This window comes from Streptomyces scabiei 87.22, from assembly GCF_000091305.1.
Taxonomy (GTDB): Bacteria; Actinomycetota; Actinomycetes; order Streptomycetales; family Streptomycetaceae; genus Streptomyces; species Streptomyces scabiei.
In genome coordinates, this window is sequence record NC_013929.1 from 9,107,786 (window position 1) to 9,133,352 (window position 25,567).

Here is a 25,567-nt window from a genome sequence, read left to right on the forward strand (position 1 = left end):
GTCCTTGTTAAGCGGACAACTGTCCGTTAAGTTTTCCGGAGAGGACAGCTGTCCGGTTGTGTCATCGTAGCGTCGGACCGGCCGCCGAGGGCAACCTCCGCTGTCCACATACCTGACTCGACCGCCGGCCGGAGCGGGTCTCCTCGACATGCTCCGGATACGCGAAAGAAGGCTGATCATGTCCCCAGCCACCTCCTCGACGTACAGCGCCATCACCCTGAACATCAACGGCGAGAAGCACGCCCTCTCCGTCGACCACCGCACCACCCTGCTCGACGCCCTGCGCGAGCGGCTCGACATGACCGGCACCAAGAAGGGCTGTGACCAGGGACAGTGCGGCGCCTGCACCGTCCTCGTCGACGGACGCCGCGCCGTCTCCTGCCTGCAACTGGCCGTCGCGGCCGAGGGGCGGGAGATCACCACCATCGAGGGCGTCGCCGTCGGCGACGAACTGCACCCCGTGCAGCAGGCGTTCCTCGATCTCGACGGCTTCCAGTGCGGCTACTGCACCCCGGGCCAGATCTGCTCGGCCATCGCGGTCATCGAGGAACACGCGGCGGGCTGGCCCAGCGCCGCCACCGCCGACGTACGCCCCGAGGCGGAAGCGCCACCGCTCACCCCCGAGGAGATCCGCGAGCGGATGAGCGGCAACCTGTGCCGCTGCGGCGCCTACGTGTCGATCGTCGAGGCCGTCGCCCGCGCCGCCGCCGGCAGCACCGCGAAGACCGAGGAGAGCGTGGCGTGAAGGAGTTCGACTACCAGCGGGCGTACGACGTCTCCGGCGCGGTCGCCCTGCTCGGCGCCGACCCCGAGGCCCGTTTCCTCGGCGGCGGCACCAACCTCGTCGATCTGATGAAGACCGGCGTCGAGCGACCCGCCCGGCTCGTCGACGTCCGTGAACTCCCCCTCGACGCGATCGAGTCGACCGAGGGCGGCGGACTGCGGATCGGCGCGACCGTCACCAACAGCGACCTCGCGGCCCACCCAGAGATCCGCCGCCGCTACCCCGCCCTGGCCCAGGCCGTGCTGGCCGGCGCCTCCGGTCAGCTGCGCAACATGGCCACCGTCGGCGGCAACCTCCTGCAGCGCACCCGCTGCGGCTACTTCGCCGACGTCACCCAGCCCTGCAACAAGCGCCTGCCCGGCAGCGGCTGCCCCGCGATCGAGGGCGAGCACCACAACCACGCGATCCTCGGCGCGTCCGGGCACTGCGTGGCCACCCACCCCTCCGACATGGGCGTGGCGCTGGCCGCCTTCGACGCCGTGGTGACCTACGAGACGGCCGACGGACGCGGCGAGTCGCCCCTCGCCGACCTCTACCTGCCCGTCGGCGACACCCCGCACCTCGAGACGGCCCTGCCGCCGGGCGCCCTGATCACCGGCGTCGTCCTGCCGCCCGCCCCCGTCGCCGCGCACTCCCGCTACCGCAAGGTCCGCGAACGCGCCTCGTACGCCTTCGCCATCGGCTCGGTCGCCGCCGCGCTCGACGTCCGCGACGGCCTCGTGCACGAGGCCCGGCTGGCCTTCGGGGCAGTCGCGTCCCGGCCGTGGCGGGCCCGTGCGGCGGAGCGCGCGATGACCGGAGCCCCGGCCGACGCGCAGACCTTCGCGGCCGCCGCCGACGCCGAACTGGCCGCCGCCGCGCCGCTTCCGCACAACGCCTACAAGGTGACCCTCATGCGCAATCTCGTCGTGGCCGTCCTGTCCGAACTCACCGAGGAGGCCGCCCGATGACCACCGCCCCCACGGCACACCAGGGCGCCGTCGGCACCGCGCGCACCCGCGTCGAAGGCCGCGACAAGGTCACCGGCGCCGCCCGCTACGCCGGGGAGATCCCCCTCACCGGACTCGTCCACGGCTGGCTCGCGCTGTCCACGGTGGCCCGCGGCCGGATCCGCGCGATCGAGACCGCCGACGCCCTCGCGATGCCGGGCGTGCTCGCCGTCCTGACCCACGAGAACGCCCCGCGCCTCGACACCGACTACGCGGGCCTCATGGGAACCAAGCCCGACCCGACCACCGCCGTCTTCCAGCACGACCGGGTACCGCACCGGGGCTGGCCCGTGGCGCTGGTCGTCGCCGAGACCTCCGAGCAGGCCAGGGAGGCGGCGGAGGCGCTGGTCGTGCACTACGAACAGCAGCCGCACGACATCGACTTCGCCCCCGGGGCCCCGGACGCGTACCCGCTGGACGCCTTCGGCCCCGCGGTGATCGAGCAGGGCGACCTGGAGGCCGAACTCGCCGCCTCCGCCGTCGTCGTGGACGCCGAGTACACCACCCCCGAGGAACACCACAACCCGATGGAGCCGCACGCGGTGACGGCCCACTGGGACGGCGGCCGGCTCGACGTGTTCGACTCCAACCAGGGCACCATGTGGGTCCAGGGCGAACTCGCCAACCTCTTCTCCCTCGACCCGGGCTCGGTGCGGGTCCGCTCCGAGCACGTCGGCGGCGGCTTCGGCAGCAAGGGCGTCCGCGCCCACCAGGTCGCCGCCGTCATGGCCGCGACGGTCCTGCAGCGCCCGGTCCGCGTGGTCATGACCAGGCGTCAGATGTTCTCCCTCGCCGGCTACCGCAGCCCCACCGCCCAGCGGGTGCGGCTCGGTGCCGACGCCGACGGACGGCTGCGCGCCCTGGAGCACCGCTCGCAGAGCCTCACCTCGACCGTCCACGAGTTCATCGAGCCGGCCGCCGGACCGGCCCGGGTCATGTACGGCGCCGACGCCCACCACACGGCCGGCCGGATCGTACGGCGCGATGTGCCCACCCCCACCTGGATGCGCGCGCCGGGCGAGGCTCCGGGCTCCTTCGCGCTGGAGTCGGCGGTCGACGAGCTGGCCGAGAGGCTCGGCATCGACCCGATCGAGCTGCGGGCCCGCAACGAACCCGAGCGGGGACCGGTCTCCGGGCTGCCGTTCGCCGGCCGCAACCTGCACGCCTGCTTCCGCGAGGGCGCGCGCCGGTTCGGCTGGGCCGACCGCGACCCGCGCCCGGGCCTGCGCCGGGACGGCCGCTGGCTGCTGGGCACCGGTACGGCCGCCGCCTCCTTCGGCGCGGGAGCCGCGCCGTCCACGGCGGCCGTGACCGCCGAGGCCGACGGCACCTTCACCGTTCGGGTCAACGCGGCGGACATCGGGACCGGAGCCCGCACCGCGCTCACCCTCGTCGCCGCCGACGCCCTGGAGGTGGCACCGGAAGAGGTCCGGGTACGGATCGGCGACAGCGACTTCGGGCCCGCCATGATCGCCGGCGGCTCGATGGGCACTCGCTCCTGGGCCTGGGCCGTCACCCTCGCCGCCCGCGACATGCGGGAGAGGCTCGCCCTCGGCATCGACATCCCGCCGGAGGGCATCACCGTCCGCTCCGACACCACCGCCGCCCTCGGCGCCCTCGCCCGGAAGGAACGCCACTCCTACGGCGCCCAGTTCGCCGAGGTCGCCGTGGACCCGGCCACCGGCGAGGTCCGCGTACGGCGCATGCTCGGCATCTTCGCGGCGGGCCGGATCGTCAACCCGCTCACCGCCCGGAGCCAGCTCGTCGGCGGCATGATCTGGGGCATCTCCATGGCCCTGCACGAGGAAGCGGTACGCGACCGGGCCTCCGGCGGCCATTACGGCGCCGACCTCGCCGGCTATCACGTGGCCGCGCACGCCGACGTGCCCGCCGTGGAGGCCGACTGGGTCGACGACCTCGACCCCGACGACCCCGTCGGCATCAAGGGGATCGGCGAGATCGGCATCGTGGGCGCGGCGGCCGCCGTGGCCAACGCGGTCTGGCACGCCACCGGCGTACGCCACCGCCACCTGCCCATCCGGCCCGACCGCGTCCTGACGGCGGGCCGGGATGCTTGACGCGGCCGCCGAGCTGAGCGCGTGGGCCGAGGAGGGGCGTGACTTCGCCGTCGCCACGGTCGTGGCGGTGAGCGGCAGCGCCCCCCGCGGCCCCGGCGCGGCCCTCGCCGTCGACAGCCGGGGCACGGCCGTCGGTTCGGTCTCCGGCGGCTGTGTCGAGGGCGAGGTGTACGAGCTGTGCCGGCAGGCGCTGGCGGACGGCGAGACCGTTCTGCGGCGCTTCGGCTACAGCGACGAGGACGCCTTCGCCGTCGGCCTGACCTGCGGCGGCGTCATCGACATCCTGATCACGCCGGTCACCGCCGCCTCACCGGCCCGAGCCGTGCTGCGCGCCGCGCTCTCGGCGGCGGCCCGGGACGAACCGACGGCCGTCGCCCGCGTCGTGCGGGGCCCGGCCGAACTCCTCGGACACGCCCTGCTCGTACGGGCCGACGGAGCCGGGGACGGGCCCGCCGACGGGGCGTACGACCCGGCGGCCGAGGCGGGCCACGAGGGCGGGCTCGGCGGCCACCCCGATCTGGACCGGACGGCGGCAGCCGAGGCGCGGGCCATGCTGGACGGCGGACGCACGGGCACCGTCGAGCTGTCGGCGGACGGCTCGCACTGCCCCGGCGGTCTCACGCTCCTCGTGGAGACGCGCGTGCCGCCGCCCCGCATGATCGTGTTCGGGGCGATCGACTTCGCGGCGGCGCTGGTGCGCGCGGGCAAGTTCCTCGGCTACCACGTCACCGTGTGCGACGCCCGTCCCGTCTTCGCCACGCGGGCCCGCTTCCCCGAGGCCGACGACATCGTGGTGGACTGGCCGCACCGCTATCTGCGGCGCACCGGGACCGACCGGCGCACGGTCCTGTGCGTGCTCACCCACGACGCCAAGTTCGACATCCCGCTGCTGACGGCGGCCCTGCGGATGCCGGTCGCGTTCGTGGGGGCGATGGGCTCCCGCCGCACCCACACCGACCGCGAACGGCGCCTGCGCGAAGCCGGCCTCACCGAACGGGAACTGGCCCGGCTCAGGTCCCCGATCGGGCTCGACCTCGGCGCCCGTACGCCCGAGGAGACGGCCCTGTCCATCGCCTCGGAGATCGTCGCGGCCCGCCGCGGCGGCACGGGCGCGCCGCTGACCGGGTCGGGGACGCCGATCCATCGCGAGGCGAGGGAGCGGGGGGCCGTGGCGGCGGCCTGACCGGGCGCGGGCAGCGGCCGGGTCTGAGTACGTCGGCCGGGACGACTGAGTACCTGCCCCGATGCCCGGCACCGCCGCCCGCTGGTGCACTGTCGTCATGGACACGCACTCCTCGCGCCCGCTCCGCAATGTCACCGCCACGGCCACCGCCACCGGTTCGGCCCTCGCGGTGGTGCTGCTGCCGCTGCTGGTCGGCGCGCTGGTGGCGCGGTCGGCCGGTGGTGACCCGATGGCGTCGGTCAACGCCCTGATCGCGGGCGGCGGGGAGCGGGCGAAGCTGACCCGGAATCATCTGCCCGTCCTGCGGGGCATCCCTGGGGCGCCCCGCAGGTGGGGCCGGCGGCTACTGACCCGCCGCGAGGACGTATGTGTTGAGGTCGGCGACGGTCGTCAGCGGTGACGGCGAACCCAGCTCGTAGCGGTCGACGGCGAGGTAGTTGGGCTTCTTGCGGGCGGCCGGGGTGCAGAAGTTCTGCGCCCGGTTGCCCAGCTTGGCGTTGTCCGTCTCGGTCGTGCCGCTGATGGTGTAGTCGCGGAAGTGGTTCATGACGAACAGCGGATGGAAGGCCGCCGAGTCCGTGGTGAGGGGCCTGCTCGTGCCCCAGCGGCTGTAGCAGGACCAGTCGGACCCGCCGAGCCCGCCGCCCATGGACCAGTAGTTCTCCACGGTCCACTCGCGCTGGTACATCACGCCGAAGGTGTTCCGGGTGGCCTGGCCGGCGGAGGTGTCGCTCGCGCGGGTGCGGTCGCTGAAGACCATCAGCTGCTTGCCGCGGGCGGCGAGGTCGGCCATGGTGGGCCAGCCGTTGGTGGCCACGCCCTCCTGGTCGGGCCGGTACAGCACGTCGGAAAGGCCGCGGACGGAGGCCAGCGACGCCTTCAGCACGTCGGAGGAGGTGTAGTCCTCCAGGAAGACGGTGGCGAACTGGCCCGGGTTGGCCTTGAGGAAGTCGACCATGCGCTGGAGGTCGGTGGCGAGCGGCACCGGGCTGCCGACCCCGTCACAGCTGTTGTGGCACAGCACGGCCTGACCTGAAACGGTGTACGCGTCGAGCATGAACCCCCTGACCCCGTCGGTGAGTTGGCGGCTGATGCCCCGTGACTGGTTGGGGAAGAGACTGACGGGGAACGAGGCGAAGTTTCCGTCGGCGCCGTTGGCGAAGGCGTTGTGCGAGGTGAGGAACGCGACCTGGTCGAGGGTCCGGGTGCCGGGGGACGGTATGGCCGTCGTGGCGGGGGCGACCGGCGTGAGATACCAGCGGGCCTGGTCCCCGTTCGACCCGATCTGTACGAGGGAGGAGTCCGAGGAGACCCCCGTCAGGTACTGCGCGGTGCCGGGCACGGCGATCGTGTACGTGCTGCCGGCCGCCTCGGTGACCGTCCACGTGGTGCCGTCCGCGCCGCAGGCCGCCGTCACCGCCGAGGTGCCGTTGCGGCCGAGGCAGATCCCCGACTGGTCGGCGTTGCGCAGCTGGTGCCCGCCGCCGACGGCGACCGGCGTCCACTGCTGGTGGTCCTCGTTGCCCTTGGGGTTGTGCGCGGCGACCGTACCGCCGCCGGCCGCCGCGTTGAGCCCCGTGACGGAGTTCTGCAGATAGACCGAGTGCGTGGGGACCGCCGCGGCGGCGGTCCCCGGCATGGCGAAGGGCGCGCCCAGGGTGAGCGCGGCGACCGCGCCCAGGGCACGGGCGTGGGCGCGAGGGCGCGTACGAGGACGGGGATGGGGACGGGACAGGCTCACGGGGTTCCTTCCACTCCGGCACACCGGATTGATGTCAGAGGCATGACACACCGAGCGCCGGGTCGCGCACCAGCCCTGTCACACGGAGACCTGTCCGAACTCGCACGCACGCCGGGGGACTTGACCGACAAAAGTTTGAGGTTCAAGCAAGTCTTGGGGATTCTGTGCAGAAGATCTGTTTGAATTCTGGAATCCGTTCGAAGAGGACCACGCGTGAGTGAACCGACACCCCCTGCCTGCCCACAGTGCGGTACGCCCCGGGCGGTGGACGGCACCCCGGCCTGCTCCTGCGGCAGGCTCGCGTCGGAAGCTCACCGGGACATTCGCACCGCGCAGGCGGAGGCCGCGGAGGACTTCGACCCGGTACGTATTCGGCCGTTCGTGAACGTCGGCGAGGACGGGCCGCCGCGGGACCCCTCGGCGGACGGTGACACCCCGCAGCCGCCCACTCCCGCCGAGCCGCACCGCGCGCGGACCACTCCCTCCGACGAGCCCTCTCTCGACCACGAGGCGCTTCCCGATGACGAGCCCTCCGGCGACGACGGGCCTCCCACCGGCCCCGCCCGGGGCGGCCGCAGCCGGCGACGGGTGCTGCTGGCGGCCGGGGCGGGTACCGCGGCGGCCGCCGTCCTCGTGACGGCGGGCATCATCGGCGGCGTCTTCTCGTACGAGGCGCCCTCACGGGACGGCTCGGGCCCCGGCGACATCAGGGCCGACCTCCCTCAGGCGGCGGCCGGCACGGCCCCGTCGTCGACGGCCCCCTCCGCCACGGCGTCCTCGGCGTCCCCGTCCCCGAGCGAGTCCACCTCGCCGGAGGCGACCCCGACCGAGAGCCGGGCCACCCCCACGGGCTCCGGCGGCCCGAGCAGGACGCCGTCCGGCAGCGACGCCAGTGTCACCGGTGCTCCCGCGCCGCCGCCGTCCGACACCACGCCCCCCGTCCTCGGCCTCGGCGACCGGGGAGCGGAGGTGACCGAACTCCAACTCCGCCTGAACGAGGTGGGCTTCTACAACGGTGACGCCGACGGCGAGTACGACCGCGAGGTCCAGAGCGCGGTCCGCGGCTACCAGCTGACCCGCGTCCTCCTGGAGGACGAGTCGGGCGTCTACGGCGAGGCGACCCGCGCCTCGCTCGAATCCGAGACGGCGGAGCCCTCACCCTGACCTCGCGGGCCCCGGGCCCGTCGCCGCCCCGCGCCGGACGGCCGCGTGCCGTGCGGAGGTTCAGTCCTGTGCGAGCAGGCCGAGATGGCGGTGTGCCTGTTCCGCCGTCTCGCTGTGGGGGAACTGCTCGGCGATCTGCTGCCAGATGTCGCGGGCGTGCTCCGTGCCCTCGGGATCGTCGCGGGCCTCCAGGGCCTGGGCGAGGTGGGCCCACTGCCGGGCATGGCCGCCGGAGTGCTCGACGGCGTCCTCCAGCAGGTCGACGGCCTCGTCCAGACGTCCCTGCCGGAAGGCGACCCAGCCGCAGGCGTCCTCGCACACGGCCATCCGGCTCGGCTCCAGCACCCGGCGCGCGCTCTTCAGCGCGCCGTCCGCCAGCAGACGTGCCTCGTCGAGCCGGATGCCCTGCTCCGCGTAGAACATGGCGAGCCGTGCCGTGAGGATGACCAGCGCGGCCCGCAGCGGATGCTCCTCGTCCGTGCCGCGGTACGTCGTCAGCCGGGCCGCGCAGGCGTCCTGGGCCTCCAGAAGCTCCTGTTCGACCTCCCACGGCTGCTCACGTCCGGCGATCAGATGGGCGATCCACTCATGGTGCCGGCCGGCGCCCGGCTGCCGGACCGAGCCGCCGATCGAGCGCAGCGCGACGATCGCGTCGTCCGAACGGCCCAGCAGATCCAGGACGTTGGCCAGCTCCTCGTGCATCCGGGCCTCCAGATCCGCGCTCAGGGTGGCCTCCCGTGTGGCGTCCGTCAACTCCTCCCGGGCCCGCTCCAGCAGCCCGGCGCGCTCCTCGTCCTGCGCGGTCTGCGCCCGTTCGCGGTGCGTGACGGCCAGCTCCAGACGCGCCAGGTCCCGCTGCTCCCCGGCCGGGAGCAGTTCGATCAACCGCAACAGCGTCTGCTCGGCGAGGTCGTACTGCGCCCGGTGGTCGCGGTACAGCCGGGCCAGGGTGAAGCGGGGATACGCGTACAGGGGTGCCAGCTTCAACGCGTCCCGGCAGTCGCGCACCGCGTCGCTGGTGCGCCCCTGCCGCAGGCGCACCGCCGCGCGCCCCGCCAGGGCCCGGGCCCGGGTGGGCAGGTCCGGCGGCTCGGCGGACAGCACCGTCAGCCGCTCCTGGCCCCGCCGCCCCGAACGGTACCGAGGACAGACCGTCTTCGGCGGGCGGTCGAGAACGAGGCCGTACTGTCCCACCGCGGCCAGATAGCTCGGCCCGGCCGGACCGTGGTGATCCGCCTCGGCCAGGGAGTCGCCGAGGGCCGCGTGCGCGTCACCCAGATCGACGTTCCACTGCGGCGGGCTCTCCAGCCGGGCGGGCAGCCCTTCCCGCACCGCCCGGGTCAGCTCCTCGACCGCCGTCGCCCAGTGCCGGCGCTGCCGGTCCGAGGGCAGGATCAGACCGGCCAGCGCGCCGTGCAGCAGACCGATCTCCCGTGCGGCCAGGGACACTTCGGGCGCGCACGCCCCCGGCGCCTGCCGCAGCGAGTCGATCTCCGACAGTGCCTGCCGCAGCCCCGCCTCGTCGAAGTGCTGCTGCGCCTCCCGGGCGTGGGCCCAGGCGCGGGCCCAGCGCAGGAGGAAGGGCCTGCCGTCCGCGCCGCCGGAGTCGCCCGGCGGCGGCCAGTACGCGTCGACGATCCGGCGCACGTCCTCCCGGCCGGGCTCCAGGGTCAGCGCCATGCCCGCGAGGGCCCGGGCGGCCGTTCTGTTCCCCCGCCAGAACATCTGGTTGACGGCCAGCAGCAGCCACGCCTCGGCGTCGTCGGGATGCTGGTGCGCGGCGACGGTGAACAGGGCGGTGGCCAGGTCGCGCGTGTCCTTGGACTCCGGCGAGCCCACCGCGAACAGGCCGACGTCACGGATGGCGACATGATGGTTCTGCGGGTCACGCTGGATCGCCTCCAGACAGGCGAAGAGCGCGCCCTCCCGGTTGTGCCGCTGCAACATGCGGCCCCGCAGCGCGTGCAGTTCGGCCATGTCGGGGGCCCAGCGGATGGCCGTACGCAGGCACCGGTCCGCCTTCGCGCGGGCGCGGCGCCCCGGGCGGTCGTCGGCGTCCCGGGCCAGCCGGAACCAGCACTCGGACCGCATGGCGACCACATGGGCGATCCGCTCCGTCAGCGGCCGTACCGCGGTCTCGTCGCCGTCCTGGACCAGCCGGCGGGCCCGTTCGTCGATCAGGTCCCGCTCGGCGCGGTGGAAGAGACCAAGGGCTTCCCGGACCTTCCCGTCGGCCCGCCTCCGTTCGGCTGCGCGTGTCGCCGCGCCTGCCGCGTCGTCTCCCGCCTCGCCTTCCGTGTCCGCCCCGGCCCGCCGGACGGGCTCGGCCCCGCGCATCGGCTCCGGCGTCCGGCCCGGTACCACCGTGCGGCATGTCTCCGCCTCCTGCCGCAGCAGCGCCACCCCGAGCCAGTACGCGGCGAGCGCGCCGTCCATGGGGTGATCGCCGCCGGCGTGTTGCAGGGCGCTGCGGGCCGACTGGGCGGCCTGACCGAGGAGTTCGCCGCGTTTCGCCGCGTCGACGTCCGGATGCTCCGCCTGTTCGAGGGCCGCCCGGGCGAGTTGGATCCGGGCCGGGGCGAGGGCCGGGTCGAGGGCGACCGCCTTCTGCCACATCAGCGTGGCCGCGCTGCGCACCACCGTGGAGGCCCGGAGCCCGATGTCGGTGCGGATCCTGCGCTGCTCCCGGTAGACGAGGCCGAGGTTGTGATAGGCCGCCGCGTAACCGGGGCTGTGCGAGAGGGCCGCGCGGAAGTGCTCCTCCGCCGCGTCGAGATGATGCAGGAGCCCTTCGTGCTGGAAGTGCTGATAGCTCTCCAGCCCGTCCACCAGACGCTGGAAACTGTCGACGTCCGCACCCGACTCCGCGGCCCCCGGCCGCTCCAGCTCGATGCTGTGGGCCAGCTCGCGGGCGAGCGACGCGCTGGCCCGGCGTACGTCACCGGAGACGATGTCCGTCTGCGCGGACCAGGTACGGCCGCCGTGCCCGGACTGCGAGGCGACGACCCGCAGGACTCCTTCGGCCTCCACCAGCGAACCCTGGAGCGTGCGGCCGAAGGTGCGCTCCACCAGCGTCAGCAGGGTGCCGACCTGGAGCTGGAGCGGGCCGAGCGCGACCGTGCCGATCTCCGTCTCCTTGATGTCCCCGTGCAGTCCGGTCGCCGCGACACCGGACTTGAACGGCACCCGCGTCGACGACCGCAGCACCATCTCGCCGCGCTCCCCGGCCGGATTGAGCACGTCGGCGGGGGTGATGAACGGTTCCTGTCTGACCAGCTCCGAGATCCGCTCGATCTCGCTGTGCAGCAACTCGGCGAAGCCCGCCGCCACCCGGTCCAGCTCGCCGACGTCGTCCCCGGCGACCAGGTTCTTGAACGAGAGGATGTGCACCGGCCGTGACCTCCTGCGGCTGAACGCCAGCAGGACCAGGATCAGGGCCAGGACGAGCGCGACCCACTCCGCCACGGACCACTTCCCGCACAGGTCGTGGAAGACGCCCGTCACGGTGAGCGTGACCAGTGCGGCGGCGATCGGCAGGAACACCGCGTTGGTACTGAGCGCCGCCTTGAGCAGGCCCGCGATCCGCCGCCCCCGGCGGGCCCCCGCCGGTGGCCAGGACCTCACGACGCGGCCGGTCTCCCGGACGAGATACTTGAACGAGGGCATGACCACGCGCCCTTCTGCCGGCGCCCGCTGTCCGCCACCCCCTCCTCGTTCCAGCCTGCGCCCGGACCACCGCGGAGGCAATCCGGGCCGCGGGGCCGGGGCGTCACCAGTAGTCGGGCAGGCTGTAGCGTTCGGTGTGGGTGGCGTGCCACTCGTGGTTGCCGGCCATCCAGGCGGCGAGAGCGGCGGCGTAGCGCCCGGTCGGCGGGCAGGTGGCGGACAGGGCCGTGGACTCCTCCTCGAACGCGTCCATGATCCGGTTGTGGATCTCCACGGCCTCCAGATAGGCGGCCTTGAGCCCGCACCGCTCGTTGGCGGCGATCACCCTGGGCAGGTTGAGGTGGTCGGGGTCGTTCGCCATCTCCCTGGCGAAGGAGTACAGGTCGTTGACGAGCGTGGCCGCGTTCCCGGCCAGTGCGGTGATCCGCTGGACCTCGGGCCGGGCGTAGAGGGGCTCCGGCAGCTCCCAGCCGTCCACGGCGTCGACGACCGCCAGACAGGGCCGGAAGTTGTTGAACTGCCGCATCACCAGGTACTCCCACACCTGTGGCATGTGGCCGGCCTCGGCCCAGGCGGCTTCGCCGAGATACCCCAGATGCAGCCGGGCCAGATCGTGCACGAGCCGGTCGGTCTGGCTGGGGGTGGCGAGGGCCGCGTAGTCGCGCAGGGCGTGGTGGTACGACCGCAGCGGCCCGTCGGCCCGCACCCCGTGCGCCCACCGCTCCTCCGTCTCGGGAGTGCCGTGCAGCGGGTCGAGCGCCGACTGGGCCATCAGCAGCCGTGCCCCGAGACCGCGCGGCGAGCCGCCCTTGCCCTCGTCGACCTCGCAGTAGAGGTTGTCGACCAGATGCTCGGCGAGCAGCAGCTTCCCGGCGGCGGTGAGGTGTTCGAGACCGACGCCACCCGGGTGTGTCAGCACGATCGCCCGGCCCAGCCCGAATCGCGCGAACTGCCCGCCCCACTCCCGGGGGAACAGCTCCAGCCGCTCCGCCCACTCCTCCAGCCTCCGGTCGACCTCCGCGACCTTCGCCGGATCGGCGGGCACGGCGGGCCGGTGGCGCAGCCCGGGGACCGCGCCACCGCGCCGGTCCCGCCGGGCACGGGCGAGGCTGGGCGGACCCGGCAGCCGGGTCGCGGGTGGCGTGTCGGCCACCGACGGCCCGCTCATTCCGGCATCCAGCCGATCTGCACGTTCTCCAGGATCCCGGCCGCGTCGGGCACCAGCACGGCCATGGAGTAGTAGGCGGTGACCAGGTAGCTCATGATCGCGGTGGCGTCGATGCCCATGAACCGCACGTTCAGCGACGGCTCGAACTCCTCGGGGAGGCCCGTCTGGCGCAGCCCGACGACCCCCTGGTCCTTCTCCCCGGTGCGCAGCGCGATGATGCTGGTGGTGTGCTCCGGGGTGATCGGGATCTTGCTGCACGGGAAGAGCGGCACCCCGCGCCACGCGGGCACCTCGTGTCCGTCGACGTTCACGGTGCCGGGCACCAGTCCGCGCCGGTTGCACTGCCGGAAGAAGGCCGCGATCGCCTTGGGGTGGGCCAGGTACAGCCTGGTCCTGCGGCGCATGGCCAGCAGCTCGTCCATGTCGTCCGGGGTGGGCGGCCCGGAGAAGGTGCTGACGCGCTGCCCGTAGTCGATGTTGTGCAGCAGGCCGAACTCGCGGTTGTTGACCAGCTCCCACTCCTGGCGTTCACGGATCTCCTCGATGGTCAGGCGCAGTTGCTGCTCCGTCTGGTTCATCGGGTGGTTGTAGAGGTCCGCGACCCGGGTGTGGACGCGCAACACCGTCTGTGTGAGGGAGAGTTCGTACTCGCGCGGCGCGAGGTCGTAGTCGACGAAGCCGCCCGGCAGGGTCAACTCGCCCACGTGCCCGGCCTCCAGCGGCACATCCGCCTCGCCCTTGCGGTTCATGGGCAGGCGCTGCCGCTCGGTGAACGCCTCGAACTGGGCCGCGAGGGACGGCGAACGCTCCACGAACGCCATCAGCACGTCCCAGTTGAGCGCCAGCACCACCCCCGCCGTGTCGGCCCGCACCGAGCTGAGCCACAGTGGGTCGGTGTGGCCGATCGCCTCGTCGCCCAGCCCGTCGCCGTCGCTGATGACGCCGAGGACCTCCTCCTCGCCGTACTTGCCGGTGGTGTAGCGCGTGAACCGGCCGTGCACCACGAGATACGCCTCGGTCACCGGCTGCCCGGCGTCCACCAGCACCTGGCCGGCGCGCACCTCACGCACCCGGAACCGGGTGGAGATCTCCCGCAGGGCCGCGAGATCGGTGTAGCCGCGCAGCGCGGGGAGTTCGGTGAGCGTCTCCGGGATGACCCTGACGTCGTCGGCGCCGTTCTGGTCGAACTGCACCCGGCCCCGGCCGATCCGCAGCTGCAGCCGGCGATTGACCCGGTAGGTGCCGCCCTTGACGTCCACCCACGGCAGGGCCTTGAGCAGCCATCGCGAGGTGATGGCCTGCATCTGCGGTTCGGACTTGGTGGTCGTCGCGAGCTGTCGCGCGGCTCGGGTGCTGAGGCTGGTGAACCGGTGTTCGTCGGCGGGTTCGGGCGTGCTTTCGGAGGAGCTTACGGGGGCGGTCACATTCCCTCCCGAGGGATGAGCGGATGCACGGGGGCCGCGGAAGCGTCGCGGGGAGGTGCCCGGACACGGGCGAGCGCCGGGTGCTGTCGAGACGAAGGAACTCGGGTGGCGCGGAACTCGGTCGGCGCGCTGACGACTTGGTCGTGGGCGGATTCCGAGGCGATGGACGCCGCAAGGGTGACGCGAGGCGACACGTACGGTGCTGAGACGGCGCGCGTGCGAGGGGCGGCGCGTTGCGGTTCCAGCCAAACAGGCGGGAGGGTCCCTCGGGTACCGCGTGAAGGGGGCGGCTTCTCGGCCCGGGGATGCGGAAACCGTCTGCCGAGGCAGACTGCCGGCCGTCGCGTGCTTCCACGCTCCCGGTCCACCTCGTACGACCGGCGTACGGGGCGCGCGACACGACGCGAGGGGTGAAGGGGCCGGCTCCGGGCGCCCCCTCCCCCCGCCTCGACGCGACAGCCCCGCGGTCGCGGGCGATGCACCGGCACTGATCGCTCGTCGGCACCGAGCAATCGCTCGGCTCATCGCCGCGGCGCGCTCGGCCGGCTCCCGGGCGCGGCGCCCCGGCGGTGGTTCACCAGCGCGGCAGTCGCAGCTCGTACCCCGGCCGGATCCGGCGCATGTACCCGGTGTCGTCCCGGGAGCGCATGCCGGAGTCGACGTACAGCCGGTGCAGCCGGTCGAGGGCGTCGTGGTCCGGCTCCACGCCCAGCCCGGGTCCGGTGGGCACCGCGACCTCCCCGTCCCGGATCTCCAGCACCCCGGGGACGATCACGTCGTCCGCCGAGTTCCACGGGTAGTGCGTGTCGCAGGAGTGGTCGAGCCGGGGGAGGGCCGCCGCGACATGGGTCATCGCGGCGAGGCTGATGCCCAGGTGCGAGTTGGAGTGCATGGACAGGGCGAGCCCGAACGCCTCGCAGACGGCGGCCAGTTCACGAGTGCGGCGCAGTCCGCCCCAGTAGTGGTGGTCGGTGAGCAGCACCTGGATCGCGTTCCGCTCGATCGCCGGCCGCAGATGTTCCCAGGCGACCACGCACATGTTGGTGGCGAGCGGCATGGGCGCGTCCTTCGCCACCTCCGCCATACCGGCGATGGTCGCGGTCGGGTCCTCCAGATACTCCAGTACGCCGTCCAGCCGACGGGCGACGTACGCCGAGGTGTCCACCGTCCAGGCCGTGTTGGGGTCGAGGGGCAGGGGCTGCCCGGGAAAGGCGTCCGCGAGCGCCTCGATCGCGGCGATCTCCACGGCGAAGACACCGAGCGCCAGGGCGCACAGCAGGATCCGCAGGGCTCAGGAGACGCCGGGCCGGTCGTTCCGGCCGAGCGCGGTGTCGAAACGGGCGGGTGTCGTGCGGGCGCTCCTGCCGGAGTTCCGGGACGCGGTGACGGTCTCGTCGGACGACGGAGTGCGGACGGGATCGAGGGCGGGTGCGCTCATCGCACGTCTCCCCTCCTGCGGAAGTGGTTGACGGAAACGGTGAGAAGCAGCGTCACGCGAGCAGGACGACGGAGGCCGCCGACGCGCCGCCGATGTCGTTGCGGGTGAAGCCGAGGGTGCAGGCGCGGGTCATCCACACCTCGGGGGATCCGGCGGGGCCGCCGCCCGTCAGGACGTACACCTCGGTGAACACGCGCAGTCCGCGGATGGCGGCCAGGGTGAGGACGATGCCGAGGGCCGGGCGGACGGCCGGCAGCGTCACGTACCGCAGGCGCTGCCACAGTGAGACCCCGTCCATCGCGGCCGCCTCGTACGACGTGCGGTCGACGCCCGCGAGTCCGGCGAGGATGATCACCACACGTTCCGTGGCCGATCACCCGGTGCCCTGGCGGCGCGGCGCGGCTCGTCGGCCGCCCGTCGGCCGACGAACGACGGCGCTCCGGGACGCCCTTGTCGGGACCGGGGCCGAGTCGCGGCATTCCAAGTGGTCGAGCCGCCGACGCACGAAAACCGGGAGGCGCCGCGCGGGCGCCTCCCGGTTCGAACTCGCTGGCGAGGAGAGCGGAAGTGCTTGAATCATTTGGAGTGAATGAGAAGGAAGCCCCTCCATGGCCTCGCCGCGGCCAACGCTAGCACTCAGTCCGGGATCAGGTCGCGCAGATTTTCGAGGGTGATGATCCGGGAGTCCGGGTGCAGCCCCTCCGGCCGTTCGAGGCCGAGGTAGGTCACGGGCCCGTCCGGGACCGACCGGCCGTCCCAGAGGTCCACGACCGTGTCGCCGTCGGACATCAGGTCGATCAGGTACGCCACCGTCAGCTGCTCGCGCTCCACGACGGCACGCACCACCTTGGACACCGACACCTGGTTCTCCTCGACCCGGTTGGCCTCCGTGACGCCCTTCAGGTACAGGTGCAGCCACTTCGCGCGCCACCGGCCGTCGTCCCCGCGCCGGAACACCAGCGGCAGCGCCACCCGGCCCACGCCGCGCAGCTCCGACTTCATCCGCACCGTGCGGGGCTCGAAGGGCCGGCCCTTCTGCTCGCCGTCCCGGAGCATGAACCCGAAGAACGACTCCTCGGCCTCCTCGAACCCCTCACCGGCGTAGATGTTGACCTGCGGCACGACCAAGGGTGCGCGCACCCGGTCCAGGGAGAGGTTGATGAACTCCGAGGCCCCCTCGGGCGCCTCGGTGACATCGCCCGAGTGCTCGCCCCCGCCGGCCTTGAGGGAGGTGTAGGAGAGCCAGGAGTCGGTGCTGTAGTCGGCCCGCAGCAGCAGGGCCGAGAGGTCGTAGTCGGTCCGCCGCTCGGTCTCCTTCCAGTACACGAAGAAACGCAGCAGTTCGCCCTCGACCGCCGACACCGACCCGCGCGGCAGCACCCCGAGCCCGGCCGACGTCGCCCGGCCGCTGAGCGGCAGCGCCACGTCGACGATGTCGGGGTCGATCAGCAGCCGGCCCGCCACCGGCAGCCGGCGCCGGATCTCGGCGTCGAGCGCGGCGATCAGCCGGTCGCGGTCGGCGGCCGGGACGGGCCGCCGCAGGTCGCGGGTCACCCAGGCGCGGCCCCGGCCGTTGACGAAGATGCGCGGGCGGTCGCTCTCCCGCTCGCGGTTGTGGAAGTGCTCGCGCACCGACAGCACGACCCGGGCGGAGGCCCCGGGCGCCGCCCGTACCGCCGCGTCCACCACCGCGTCCCGCTCCGCCCCGTCGGCGGCGGCGCGCAGCAGCAGGTCCAGGGCGCGGAACAGCCTGCCGGGAGCGGGCTCCAGCAGCCTCACCGCACCGAGTACGTCGGAGCTGTCGAGCAGCTGCTCGAACCGGCTGCCGAAGGACCGCGCCTGCTTCTCGCCGCGTGCGACGGCGAACACGTCGGCGGCGTGCGGCCAGCGCGGGTACTCGTGCGGGTGCAGGCGCTCCCCGAGCCGCTTGAAGGGCTCCCGGTGCGCGTGTACGTCGGCGAGTTTCGCGGGGTTCGCGGCGACGACGGCGTCCAGACCCGCGAGCAGGGCCCGGCGCACCGGACGCGCGAGCGGCCGGAACCGGGTCGGCTCCTGCAGCGTCACGTCGCCGCCCGACAGCGCGCAGGCCAGCCGCAGCACGTCGGTGACGGTGTCCAGGAGGAGGTCGGCGCCGACGCCGAGCCGGGCCGTGTTGACGACCGCCCGGTTCTCCCGCACCGGGACCCTCTCCGGCTGGGGGCCGAGCGCGCACCGCTCCGCGAGCAGCCGGAGGTCGGCCAGGTGCTCCTCGCCCAGCGGTGTGGTGCTGCCCGCCAGCGCCAGGTACAGGCCGGTGAGCTCCTCGTCCAGGGTCCGGCCGGCGTGCAGGACGGTCACCCGGTCGCCGGCCGCGGCGATCAGCTCGTCCTGGGCGGCCAGCATCTCCTCGTAGGTGTGCTGGTAGCGGCCGTACGCGGGCAGGCTCAGCAGGTCCAGCACGCCGTTCGCCAGCTGGGTCAGCACGTTCTCGCGCGACTTCTCGTCGCCGAGGGCCTGCGCGACGCACCGCGCCCAGAACTCCTCGGTGTCCCGGCACGTTCGCCGGGAAGTCGATGAAGTAGGAGTTGTGGCGGACGTGGTCGCCGACCATCTCGCGCACGATGCGCAGCGTCCGCCGGGCGGTGTGCAGGACGGCCGCCCCGGACAGTCCCGACAGCCGCTCCAGCAGCTCCGCCGAGAGCTTGAAGCCCACACCCATCAGGGCGGCGTCGAACTGCCGCGCGGCCGCGGCGCCGTCGCCGGCGGACCCCTCGGGGGCGGGCAGGCGGTGGGTGTGCCGGATGACCAGCGATGCGAGACTCTGCGTCATTGCGGGATGATCGCAGAGGTGTGCGAACCGGCGCACCGGAGTTTCGCCGTGCGCCGCCCCGCCCGCGACGCGTCCCGTCAGGCCTCCGCGGCCGCCTCCAGCCTCCTTCGCGCGTGCGCGAGGAAGCCGTCGAGGGCGAACTCGAAGGCGGCGTCCGCCCGGCGGTCGCCCACCGCGTCCAGGGCCCGCGCCAGGCGCGGAGTCGCGGACGCGTCGGTGATCTCCCACATGGCCACCGGGGCGGCGAGGTCCAGCGCCGAGCCCAGCACGACGTTCTCCAGCGCGACCAGCACCGGCATCACCTCCGGGAGGGGGAAGCCCGCGTCGAGGAGCAGGGCGACGGCCCGCTCGTACTGTTCGAGGACGCGCGGGGCCCGGACCGGCGAGGTCATCAGCAGCGGGATGGCCCGGGGGTGGGCCGCGAAGGCGGCGCGATAGGAGCGGGCCCACGTCTCCAGGGCGCGGTCCCAGGGCCGGAGGTCGAGGGCGGAGGCGTCGATGCCCGTCGCGACCCGCTCGCGCAGCAGTTCCACGATGCCGTCCCGGCCGTCCACATGGTGATACACCGAGCCGGTCTGCACCCCGAGCCGTCGTGCGATCTGCGGCACGCTGAACTCGCCCTGCGCGGCGAGAAGTTCCAGCGCGGTGGTGGTGATGCGCTCCCTGTCGAGCAGGGGGGTGCGCGGCCGTCCCATGTCGTCCGTCCCCTCCGAGGTCTTCCCAGCAGTCCGAGTGAAGGCTACATTGCAAAAACCGAAAGCCTTTAGGTTAACGGGCCCGGGTGACCCCCTACGGCCCCCATCCCGCCCCCGCCCGCAGCAGAAGGGCTTTCCCCATGACCGTCACCCCCGACGCGACCACCGCCGACGCGACCGCCGCCCCGGCCGCGGGCGGCGAGGACTCCCCGGCGCCGTCCCTGCGCTCCGGCTCGCTCGGCACCACCGACATCGCCTTCTTCGTCGTCTCGGCCGCCGCCCCGCTCACGGTGATGGCCGGCGTCGCCCCGCTCGCCATCCTGATGGGCGGCATCGGCGCCCCCGTCGGCTATCTCGTCGCCGGTCTCACGCTCGCCGTCTTCGCCGTCGGCTTCACCGCGATGAGCCGCCACGTCCGCAGCGCCGGCGCCTTCTACGCGTACATCACCCGGGGTCTCGGCCGCCGGGCCGGCATCGGCGCCGCGCTCCTCGCGCTCGTCGGCTACAACGGCATGGAGATCGGCGTGTACGGCCTCCTCGGCACCGCCGCCCGGGACACCGCCGACGCCCTGTTCGGCGCGCACGTCCCGTGGCTCCCCGTCTCCCTCGTGGGCCTGCTGGTCATCGGCTGGGCCGGCTACCGGTCCATCGACTTCGGCGCCAAACTCCTCGGCGTCCTGCTCGTCGCCGAGACCGGCATCCTCGTCCTGCTCGCCGGGGCGGTGCTGGTCAAGGGCGGCGCCGGCGGCCTCTCCGCCGCCTCCTTCACCCCGGACAACGCCATGGTCCCCGGCATGGTGGCCGTCCTGGCCTTCGCGTTCGCCGCGTTCACCGGCTTCGAGTCCACCGTCATCTACCGCCGCGAGGCCCGCGACCCGGCCCGCACGGTGCCCCGTGCCACCTATCTCGCCATCGGCTTCCTCGGCCTGTTCTACGCCTTCATCGTCTGGATCGTGATCCAGGCGTTCGGCGACGCCCAGGTCGTCGCGGCGGCCGGCGCCAACCCCGCGGCCCTGTTCTTCTCCGCCATCACGACCTACGTCGGCCCCTGGGCGGCCGACCTGATGCGCGTCCTCATCGTCACCAGCGTCCTCGCCTCCCTGCTCGCCTTCCACAACGCCATCAACCGCTACGGACTGGCCCTCGCCGAGGAGGGGATCCTGCCCAAGGCCCTGGCCCGCGTCCACCCGCGCCACCGCTCCCCGTACGTGGCGGGCATCGCCCAGACCGTGCTCGGCGCGATCGTCGTCCTGGCCTTCGCCGCGGCCGGCGCCGATCCGTACATGCAGCTGCTGCTCTGGGTGAACACCCCCGGCATGCTCGCCCTGATGCTGCTGCAACTGCTCGCCGCGCTCGCCGTGCCCTTCTACTTCCGGCGGATCACCCACTCCGAGGGCGTCCTGCGCACGGTCGTCGCCCCCGTGGTCGCGGCGGTGCTCCTGGCGGGCGCCATCGCCCTCGTCGTCAGCCACCTCGACCAGTTCACCGGCGCCTCCACCACGGTCAACACCCTGCTGGCGGCCCTCGTCCCCGCCGTCCTCGTCATCGGCCTCGTCCTCGCCCGGTGGCTGCGCCGGGCCCGCCCCGAGGTCTACGCGAACTTCGCCGCCGAACCCCCGGCCGGCACCGGGCACTGACCGCGCCCCAGCCGATCGCCGCCACCCGCACCACCCTCACCGGAGGAGAGTCTCTCCATGCCCACCGCCGACCTCGTCATCACCGGCGCCCGTGTCCGCACCCTCGACCCCCGGCGGCCCCACGCCACCGCGCTGGCCGTGCGCGACGGACTGATCGCCGCCGTCGGCGAGGAGACGGACCTGCGCGACTGGCACGGGCCGGGCACCGAGACCGTGGACCTGGGCGGCGCCCACCTGGTGCCCGGCCTGGTGGACAGCCACAGCCACCCCGTGTGGGGCCTGGACATGGCCACCGGCATCGACCTCACCGCCGTACGCGACCTCGACGGACTGCGCGCCGCGCTCGCCTCGGGGGAGCGTGTCGACGGCTGGGTGATCGGCCACGGCCTGGACCACAACGTCTTCGGCGGCCGCAGCGTCGACCGCGCCCTCGTCGAGGACGTCCTGGACGGCGCCCCCGCCTTCCTGCGCCTGTACGACGGGCACTCCGCCCTCGTCAGCGAGTCCGCGCTCAAGCTCGCCGGCATCACCGGGCCGCGCGCCTTCGAACAGCGCTCGCACATCGTCGTCGACGCCGACGGACGGCTCACCGGCCACCTCGTCGAGCACGCCGCGATGGAACTCCTCCAGCCCGTCATGCCCCGGCCCTCCTCCACCGAACGGCGCGCCCGGCTCGCCGAGCTGCTCGGCGCGATGGCCGCCACCGGCCTCACCGGTGCCCATGTCATGGACAAGGGCGACCTCGACCTGGTGGCCGCGGTCGCCGAGGAGTCGGTGCTGCCGCTCCGGCTGCGGTTCGCGCCCTGGTGCATGCCCGGCGCCGACGCGGACGACCTCGCGGAACTCGTCGAGCTGCAGGGCAGGGGCGGGCGGCACTGGCGGGTCGGCGGCGTGAAGTTCTTCATGGACGGCACCGTGGAGGGCGGCACCGCCTGGCTGGACCATCCCGACTGCCACGGCCAGGGCACCGACGCGTTCTGGCCGGACCCGGCCGCCTACAGCGACGCGGTACGGCAACTGCACCGCGCCGGCGTCCGCACGGCGACCCACGCGATCGGGGACGCCGCCGTGCGGCACGTCCTCGACACGATCGCATCCCTGGGGCCGGGCGGGCGGCTCGCCCACCGGGTGGAGCACATCGAGTCGGTGCCGGACGAACTGGTGGCGCGCTTCGCCGAGGTGGGGGTCATCGCCTCCATGCAGCCCCCGCACACCGACTACACACGGGCCGACCTGAGCGACGAGTGGTCCCTGCGGCTCGGAGAGGAACGCGCGGTGCGGGCGTGGCGGCTGCGGGATCTGCGGGACGCGGGCGCGGTCGTCGCCCTCGGGTCGGACTGGCCCATCGCCCACTACGACGCGCGCGCCGTCCTGGCGACGGCCCGCGAGCCGCGGGGCGCGGCGTCCGGTGGGGCGGGACTCACCGGGGCGCAGGCGCTGGAAGGCTGCACGAGTCACGCGGCGCTGGCCGCGGGGGAGGCCGATGCCACCGGCCGCATCGCCGTGGGCTTCCGCGCCGACCTCACCGCGCTGGGGGTCGACCCCGTGGAGGCACCGGCGGACGAGGTCGCGCAGGCGCCGGTTCGGTTGACTGTGACGGGCGGGCATGTGGTGCACCGGGGGCTCTGAGCGGTGGGGTCGGGCGGGGTGGGTCGGGGGTGGATCCGGTCGTGGGGTGGGTGCGGGTGAGTGGGGGCTGGTCGCGCAGTTCCCCGCGCCCCTGAAAAGCAGGGGCTGCGCCCCGAGCTTTTCAGGCCCGCAGGGCCTGGGCTTTCAGGGGCGCGGGGAACTGCGCGAGAAGCCCCACCGGGCCCGCACCCGACCACGCACCCCAAGGCGCCCCACCCCCCGACCCGACGCCGTCAGCCGGGCGAGTCGGGAAGGTCGCGGAGGTCTTTCACCCGCTTCAGTTTGCCGACCGACCGTTCCAGGGTCTCCGGGTCCACGATCGCCACCTCCACCGTGACACCCACCCCGTCCTTGACCGCCCGGCCGATCGCCGCAGCCACGGCCTCCCGGCGGTCCCCGCCCGCGCCCGGCCGTGCCTCCACCAGGACCGTCATATGGTCCATACGCCCCCGCCGGGTCAGCCGGATCTGGAAATGCGGCGCCACGCCGGGCGTGCGCAGCACGATCTCCTCGATCTGGCTGGGGAACACGTTCACCCCGCGCAGGATGATCATGTCGTCGCAGCGGCCGGTGACCTTCCGCATCCGCCGGAACGCGGGCCGGGCGGTGCCGGGCAGCAGCCGGGTCAGATCGCGGGTGCGGTACCGGATCACCGGCATCGCCTCCTTGGTGAGCGAGGTGAACACGATCTCCCCCTCCACCCCCTCCGGCAGCACCGCGTCCGTGAGCGGGTCGACGACCTCGGGGTAGAAGTGGTCCTCCCAGATGTGCAGACCGTCCTTGGTCTCCACACACTCCTGCGCGACACCGGGACCCATCACCTCCGACAGACCGTAGATGTCGACCGCGTGCAGCCCCGCCCGCTCCTCGATCTCCCGCCGCATCTCCTGCGTCCACGGCTCCGCCCCGAAGATCCCCACCTCCAGCGACGAGGTGCGCGGATCGACGCCCTGCTTCTCGAACTCGTCCAGCAGCGTCAGCATGTAGGACGGCGTCACCATGATGATCTCGGGACGGAAGTCCCGGATCAGCTGCACCTGCCGGGCGGTCATGCCGCCGGAGGCCGGGATCACCGTGCACCCGGCCCGCTCCGCCCCGTAGTGCGCGCCCAGCCCCCCGGTGAACAGACCGTAGCCGTAGGAGACATGCACCTTGTGTCCCCGGCGCCCGCCCGCCGCCCGGATCGAACGCGCCACCACGTCCGCCCAGCGGGAGATGTCCCCCTCCGTGTAACCGACCACCGTCGCACGCCCCGTCGTCCCGCTGGAGGCGTGCACCCGCCGCACCTCCTCCATCGGCACCGCGAACATGCCGAAGGGATAGGTGTCCCTCAGATCGGCCTTCGTCGTGAACGGAAAACGCGCCAGATCATCCAGCGACCGGCAGTCCTCAGGACCGACCCCCGCCGCGTCGAACTTCCGCCGGTACAACTCCACATGGTCGTACGCATGCCGCAGAGTCGCCCGCAACCGCACGAGCTGCAGCTCCCGCAACTCCTCCGGAGCGAGGCGTTCGCCCTCGTCCAGCAGGTCGCGGGGGAGTGGTTCGCCCAGGCTGCTGCTCATCGCGACTCCTTCGTGCCCACCACCCCGTGAGCCGACCGACCATTCGGTTGCTGTGCGTCACGGTCATGTAATCCACGGGTGCCGAAACCTGTCAAGAAGGGCGCTGATCGCGGGAGGGGGCGGACGGGTCTTGCCTGGCCGCTCGAATCGCGTCACACTGTTCCCGAACGAATGGTCGGTTGGGAAGCTGGTATCGATGACGACGACAGACTCCACCGGGGCGGCGTCCCAGGACGCCGAGGGAGCCTCGAACGCCCCTGACGCCCAGGACGCGCTGCTGGAGCACTTCGAGGCGACGATCGCGCGGGATCAGCGGATCGAACCGCGCGACTGGATGCCCGACGGCTACCGCAGGACGCTCGTCCGGCAGATCGCCCAGCACGCCCACTCGGAGATCATCGGCATGCAGCCGGAGGGCGAATGGATCACCCGGGCGCCCTCGCTGCGCCGCAAGGCGATCCTCTTCGCCAAGGTCCAGGACGAGGCGGGCCACGGGCTGTACCTGTACTCGGCGGCCGAGACCCTGGGCGCCGACCGCGCGGACCTGACCCGGCGGCTGATCGAGGGCCGCCAGAAGTACTCGTCGATCTTCAACTACCCGACGGCGAGCTTCGCCGACGTGGGCGTGATCGGCTGGTTCGTGGACGGCGCGGCGATCTGCAACCAGGTGCCGCTATGCCGGAGTTCGTACGGACCCTACGCGCGCGCCATGGTGCGGATCTGCAAGGAGGAGTCCTTCCACCAGCGGCAGGGGTACGAGCTGCTGCTGACGATGATGCGCGGTACCGACGCCCAGCGGGAGATGGTCCAGGACGCGGTGAACCGCTGGTGGTGGCCCTCGCTGATGATGTTCGGCCCGCCCGACGACGCCTCGCCCAACTCCGCCCGGAGCATGGCCTGGAAGATCAAGCGGCACAGCAACGACGAGCTGCGTCAGCGCTTCGTCGACATGACCGTGCCGCAGGCGGAGAAGCTCGGCGTGACCCTGCCCGACCCCGAGCTGCGCTGGAACGAGGAGCGCGGCCGGCACGACTTCGGCACCCCCGACTGGGAGGAGCTGAAGCGCGTGATCACCGGTGACGGACCGTGCAACGAGCAGCGTGTGGAACGGCGGCGGACCGCCCACGAGGAAGGTGCCTGGGTCCGCGAGGCGGCCACCGCCCACGCGGCCCGGCGCGACGAACGAGCCCGGAAGGGGACGGCGGCATGAACGGCGGTACGACCGGAACGAGCGGCGAGGGCGCGGCCCGTACGGGCGACGGTGGCACGGCCCCCGCGAACGACGCGGGCGCGGCCCGCCCGGACAGGGGCGACTGGCCGCTGTACGAGGTCTTCGTGCGCGGCAAGCGTGGACTCAACCACGTCCACGTCGGCTCGCTGCACGCCGCCGACGACCAGATGGCCCTCACCCACGCCCGCGACCTCTACACCCGCCGCAACGAGGGCGTCTCCCTGTGGGTGGTGCGCTCCGAGCACATCGCCGCCTCCACCCGCGACGAGAAGGACCCCTTCTTCGAGCCCAGCGCCGACAAGGTGTACCGCCATCCCACGTTCTACGACATCCCCGCCGACGTCCCGCACATCTGAGGAGCAGGGC

Annotated in this window: 17 protein-coding genes and 3 pseudogenes; 10 read left to right on the forward strand and 10 right to left on the reverse strand. The window is 73.1% G+C overall.

Features of this window, described 5'->3' with window-relative positions; all coding sequences use genetic code 11:
- Positions 1 to 178: 178 nt before the first annotated feature.
- The 5 genes from SCAB_RS39265 (at position 179) to SCAB_RS48000 (ending at position 5,434) form a co-directional block, all read left to right on the forward strand.
- The gene (locus tag SCAB_RS39265) at positions 179 to 745 is read left to right on the forward strand and encodes a (2Fe-2S)-binding protein (RefSeq protein ID WP_013005605.1); all 567 of its coding nucleotides are present in this window, start codon (positions 179 to 181) and stop codon (positions 743 to 745) included.
- On the forward strand, positions 742 to 1,734 hold the full coding sequence (locus tag SCAB_RS39270; RefSeq protein WP_013005606.1) for an FAD binding domain-containing protein: 993 nt from the start codon (positions 742 to 744) through the stop codon (positions 1,732 to 1,734). Before SCAB_RS39265 ends, SCAB_RS39270 begins: the two co-directional genes overlap by 4 nt.
- Positions 1,731 to 3,851, forward strand: a complete 2,121-nt coding sequence (locus SCAB_RS39275; RefSeq protein WP_013005607.1) for a xanthine dehydrogenase family protein molybdopterin-binding subunit — start codon at positions 1,731 to 1,733, stop codon at positions 3,849 to 3,851. The genes SCAB_RS39270 and SCAB_RS39275 overlap by 4 nt, the downstream gene beginning before the upstream one ends.
- Entirely contained in the window at positions 3,844 to 5,034 is a 1,191-nt protein-coding gene (locus tag SCAB_RS39280; RefSeq protein ID WP_013005608.1) for an XdhC family protein, read from the forward strand. Before SCAB_RS39275 ends, SCAB_RS39280 begins: the two co-directional genes overlap by 8 nt.
- Before the next feature lie 97 nt (positions 5,035 to 5,131).
- The gene (locus SCAB_RS48000; protein WP_193789224.1) at positions 5,132 to 5,434 is read left to right on the forward strand and encodes a hypothetical protein; all 303 of its coding nucleotides are present in this window, start codon (positions 5,132 to 5,134) and stop codon (positions 5,432 to 5,434) included.
- On the opposite strand, the gene SCAB_RS39290 is transcribed toward SCAB_RS48000, so the two are convergent.
- Positions 5,378 to 6,775 (reverse strand): RICIN domain-containing protein, encoded by a 1,398-nt coding sequence (locus SCAB_RS39290; protein WP_013005609.1) that lies wholly within the window; start codon positions 6,773 to 6,775, stop codon positions 5,378 to 5,380. The genes SCAB_RS48000 and SCAB_RS39290 overlap by 57 nt on opposite strands.
- 264 nt (positions 6,776 to 7,039) lie before the next feature.
- On the opposite strand from SCAB_RS39290, the gene SCAB_RS39295 reads away from it, so the two are divergent.
- Complete coding sequence (locus tag SCAB_RS39295) at positions 7,040 to 7,939, forward strand: peptidoglycan-binding domain-containing protein (protein WP_013005610.1); 900 nt, start codon at positions 7,040 to 7,042, stop codon at positions 7,937 to 7,939.
- Between the two features lie 60 nt (positions 7,940 to 7,999).
- Here SCAB_RS39295 and SCAB_RS39300 read toward each other — a convergent pair whose 3' ends face one another.
- From SCAB_RS39300 to SCAB_RS39330, 8 genes and pseudogenes are all read right to left on the reverse strand, one after another.
- Positions 8,000 to 11,605: a tetratricopeptide repeat protein gene (locus SCAB_RS39300; RefSeq protein WP_037726610.1), complete on the reverse strand. Its 3,606-nt coding sequence runs from the start codon at positions 11,603 to 11,605 to the stop codon at positions 8,000 to 8,002.
- A gap of 103 nt (positions 11,606 to 11,708) precedes the next feature.
- Positions 11,709 to 12,758, reverse strand: coding sequence for a family 2 encapsulin nanocompartment cargo protein terpene cyclase (locus tag SCAB_RS39305; protein ID WP_013005612.1), 1,050 nt, complete (start codon positions 12,756 to 12,758; stop codon positions 11,709 to 11,711).
- A gap of 11 nt (positions 12,759 to 12,769) precedes the next feature.
- A complete protein-coding gene (locus tag SCAB_RS39310; protein ID WP_013005613.1) occupies positions 12,770 to 14,197 on the reverse strand; it encodes a family 2B encapsulin nanocompartment shell protein in 1,428 nt (475 codons plus the stop codon).
- Between the two features lie 574 nt (positions 14,198 to 14,771).
- A pseudogene (locus SCAB_RS39315) lies at positions 14,772 to 15,440 on the reverse strand (enolase C-terminal domain-like protein); the annotation flags it as partial.
- Positions 15,441 to 15,488: 48 nt separating this feature from the next.
- Positions 15,489 to 15,635 (reverse strand): hypothetical protein, encoded by a 147-nt coding sequence (locus tag SCAB_RS46750; RefSeq protein ID WP_013005615.1) that lies wholly within the window; start codon positions 15,633 to 15,635, stop codon positions 15,489 to 15,491.
- A pseudogene (locus tag SCAB_RS39320) lies at positions 15,632 to 15,996 on the reverse strand (carbohydrate ABC transporter permease); the annotation flags it as partial. The pseudogene SCAB_RS39320 and the gene SCAB_RS46750, both read right to left, overlap by 4 nt.
- A gap of 275 nt (positions 15,997 to 16,271) precedes the next feature.
- Positions 16,272 to 18,444, reverse strand: a pseudogene (locus SCAB_RS39325) (hypothetical protein).
- A 77-nt stretch (positions 18,445 to 18,521) separates the two neighbouring features.
- Positions 18,522 to 19,139 (reverse strand): TetR/AcrR family transcriptional regulator C-terminal domain-containing protein, encoded by a 618-nt coding sequence (locus SCAB_RS39330; RefSeq protein ID WP_013005618.1) that lies wholly within the window; start codon positions 19,137 to 19,139, stop codon positions 18,522 to 18,524.
- A 140-nt stretch (positions 19,140 to 19,279) separates the two neighbouring features.
- Here SCAB_RS39330 and SCAB_RS39335 point away from each other — a divergent pair, with 140 nt between their 5' ends.
- Complete coding sequence (locus SCAB_RS39335; protein ID WP_037726548.1) at positions 19,280 to 20,776, forward strand: APC family permease; 1,497 nt, start codon at positions 19,280 to 19,282, stop codon at positions 20,774 to 20,776.
- A 57-nt stretch (positions 20,777 to 20,833) separates the two neighbouring features.
- Positions 20,834 to 22,405 (forward strand): amidohydrolase, encoded by a 1,572-nt coding sequence (locus tag SCAB_RS39340; protein WP_013005620.1) that lies wholly within the window; start codon positions 20,834 to 20,836, stop codon positions 22,403 to 22,405.
- A gap of 233 nt (positions 22,406 to 22,638) precedes the next feature.
- On the opposite strand, the gene paaK is transcribed toward SCAB_RS39340, so the two are convergent.
- The gene (gene paaK / locus SCAB_RS39345) at positions 22,639 to 23,970 is read right to left on the reverse strand and encodes a phenylacetate--CoA ligase PaaK (protein ID WP_013005621.1); all 1,332 of its coding nucleotides are present in this window, start codon (positions 23,968 to 23,970) and stop codon (positions 22,639 to 22,641) included.
- A gap of 196 nt (positions 23,971 to 24,166) precedes the next feature.
- On the opposite strand from paaK, the gene paaA reads away from it, so the two are divergent.
- Both paaA and paaB read left to right on the forward strand, forming a co-directional pair.
- Positions 24,167 to 25,180, forward strand: coding sequence for a 1,2-phenylacetyl-CoA epoxidase subunit PaaA (gene paaA / locus SCAB_RS39350; RefSeq protein ID WP_013005622.1), 1,014 nt, complete (start codon positions 24,167 to 24,169; stop codon positions 25,178 to 25,180).
- Positions 25,177 to 25,557, forward strand: coding sequence for a 1,2-phenylacetyl-CoA epoxidase subunit PaaB (paaB, locus tag SCAB_RS39355; protein WP_013005623.1), 381 nt, complete (start codon positions 25,177 to 25,179; stop codon positions 25,555 to 25,557). The genes paaA and paaB overlap by 4 nt, the downstream gene beginning before the upstream one ends.
- The last annotated feature ends 10 nt before the right edge of the window (positions 25,558 to 25,567 follow it).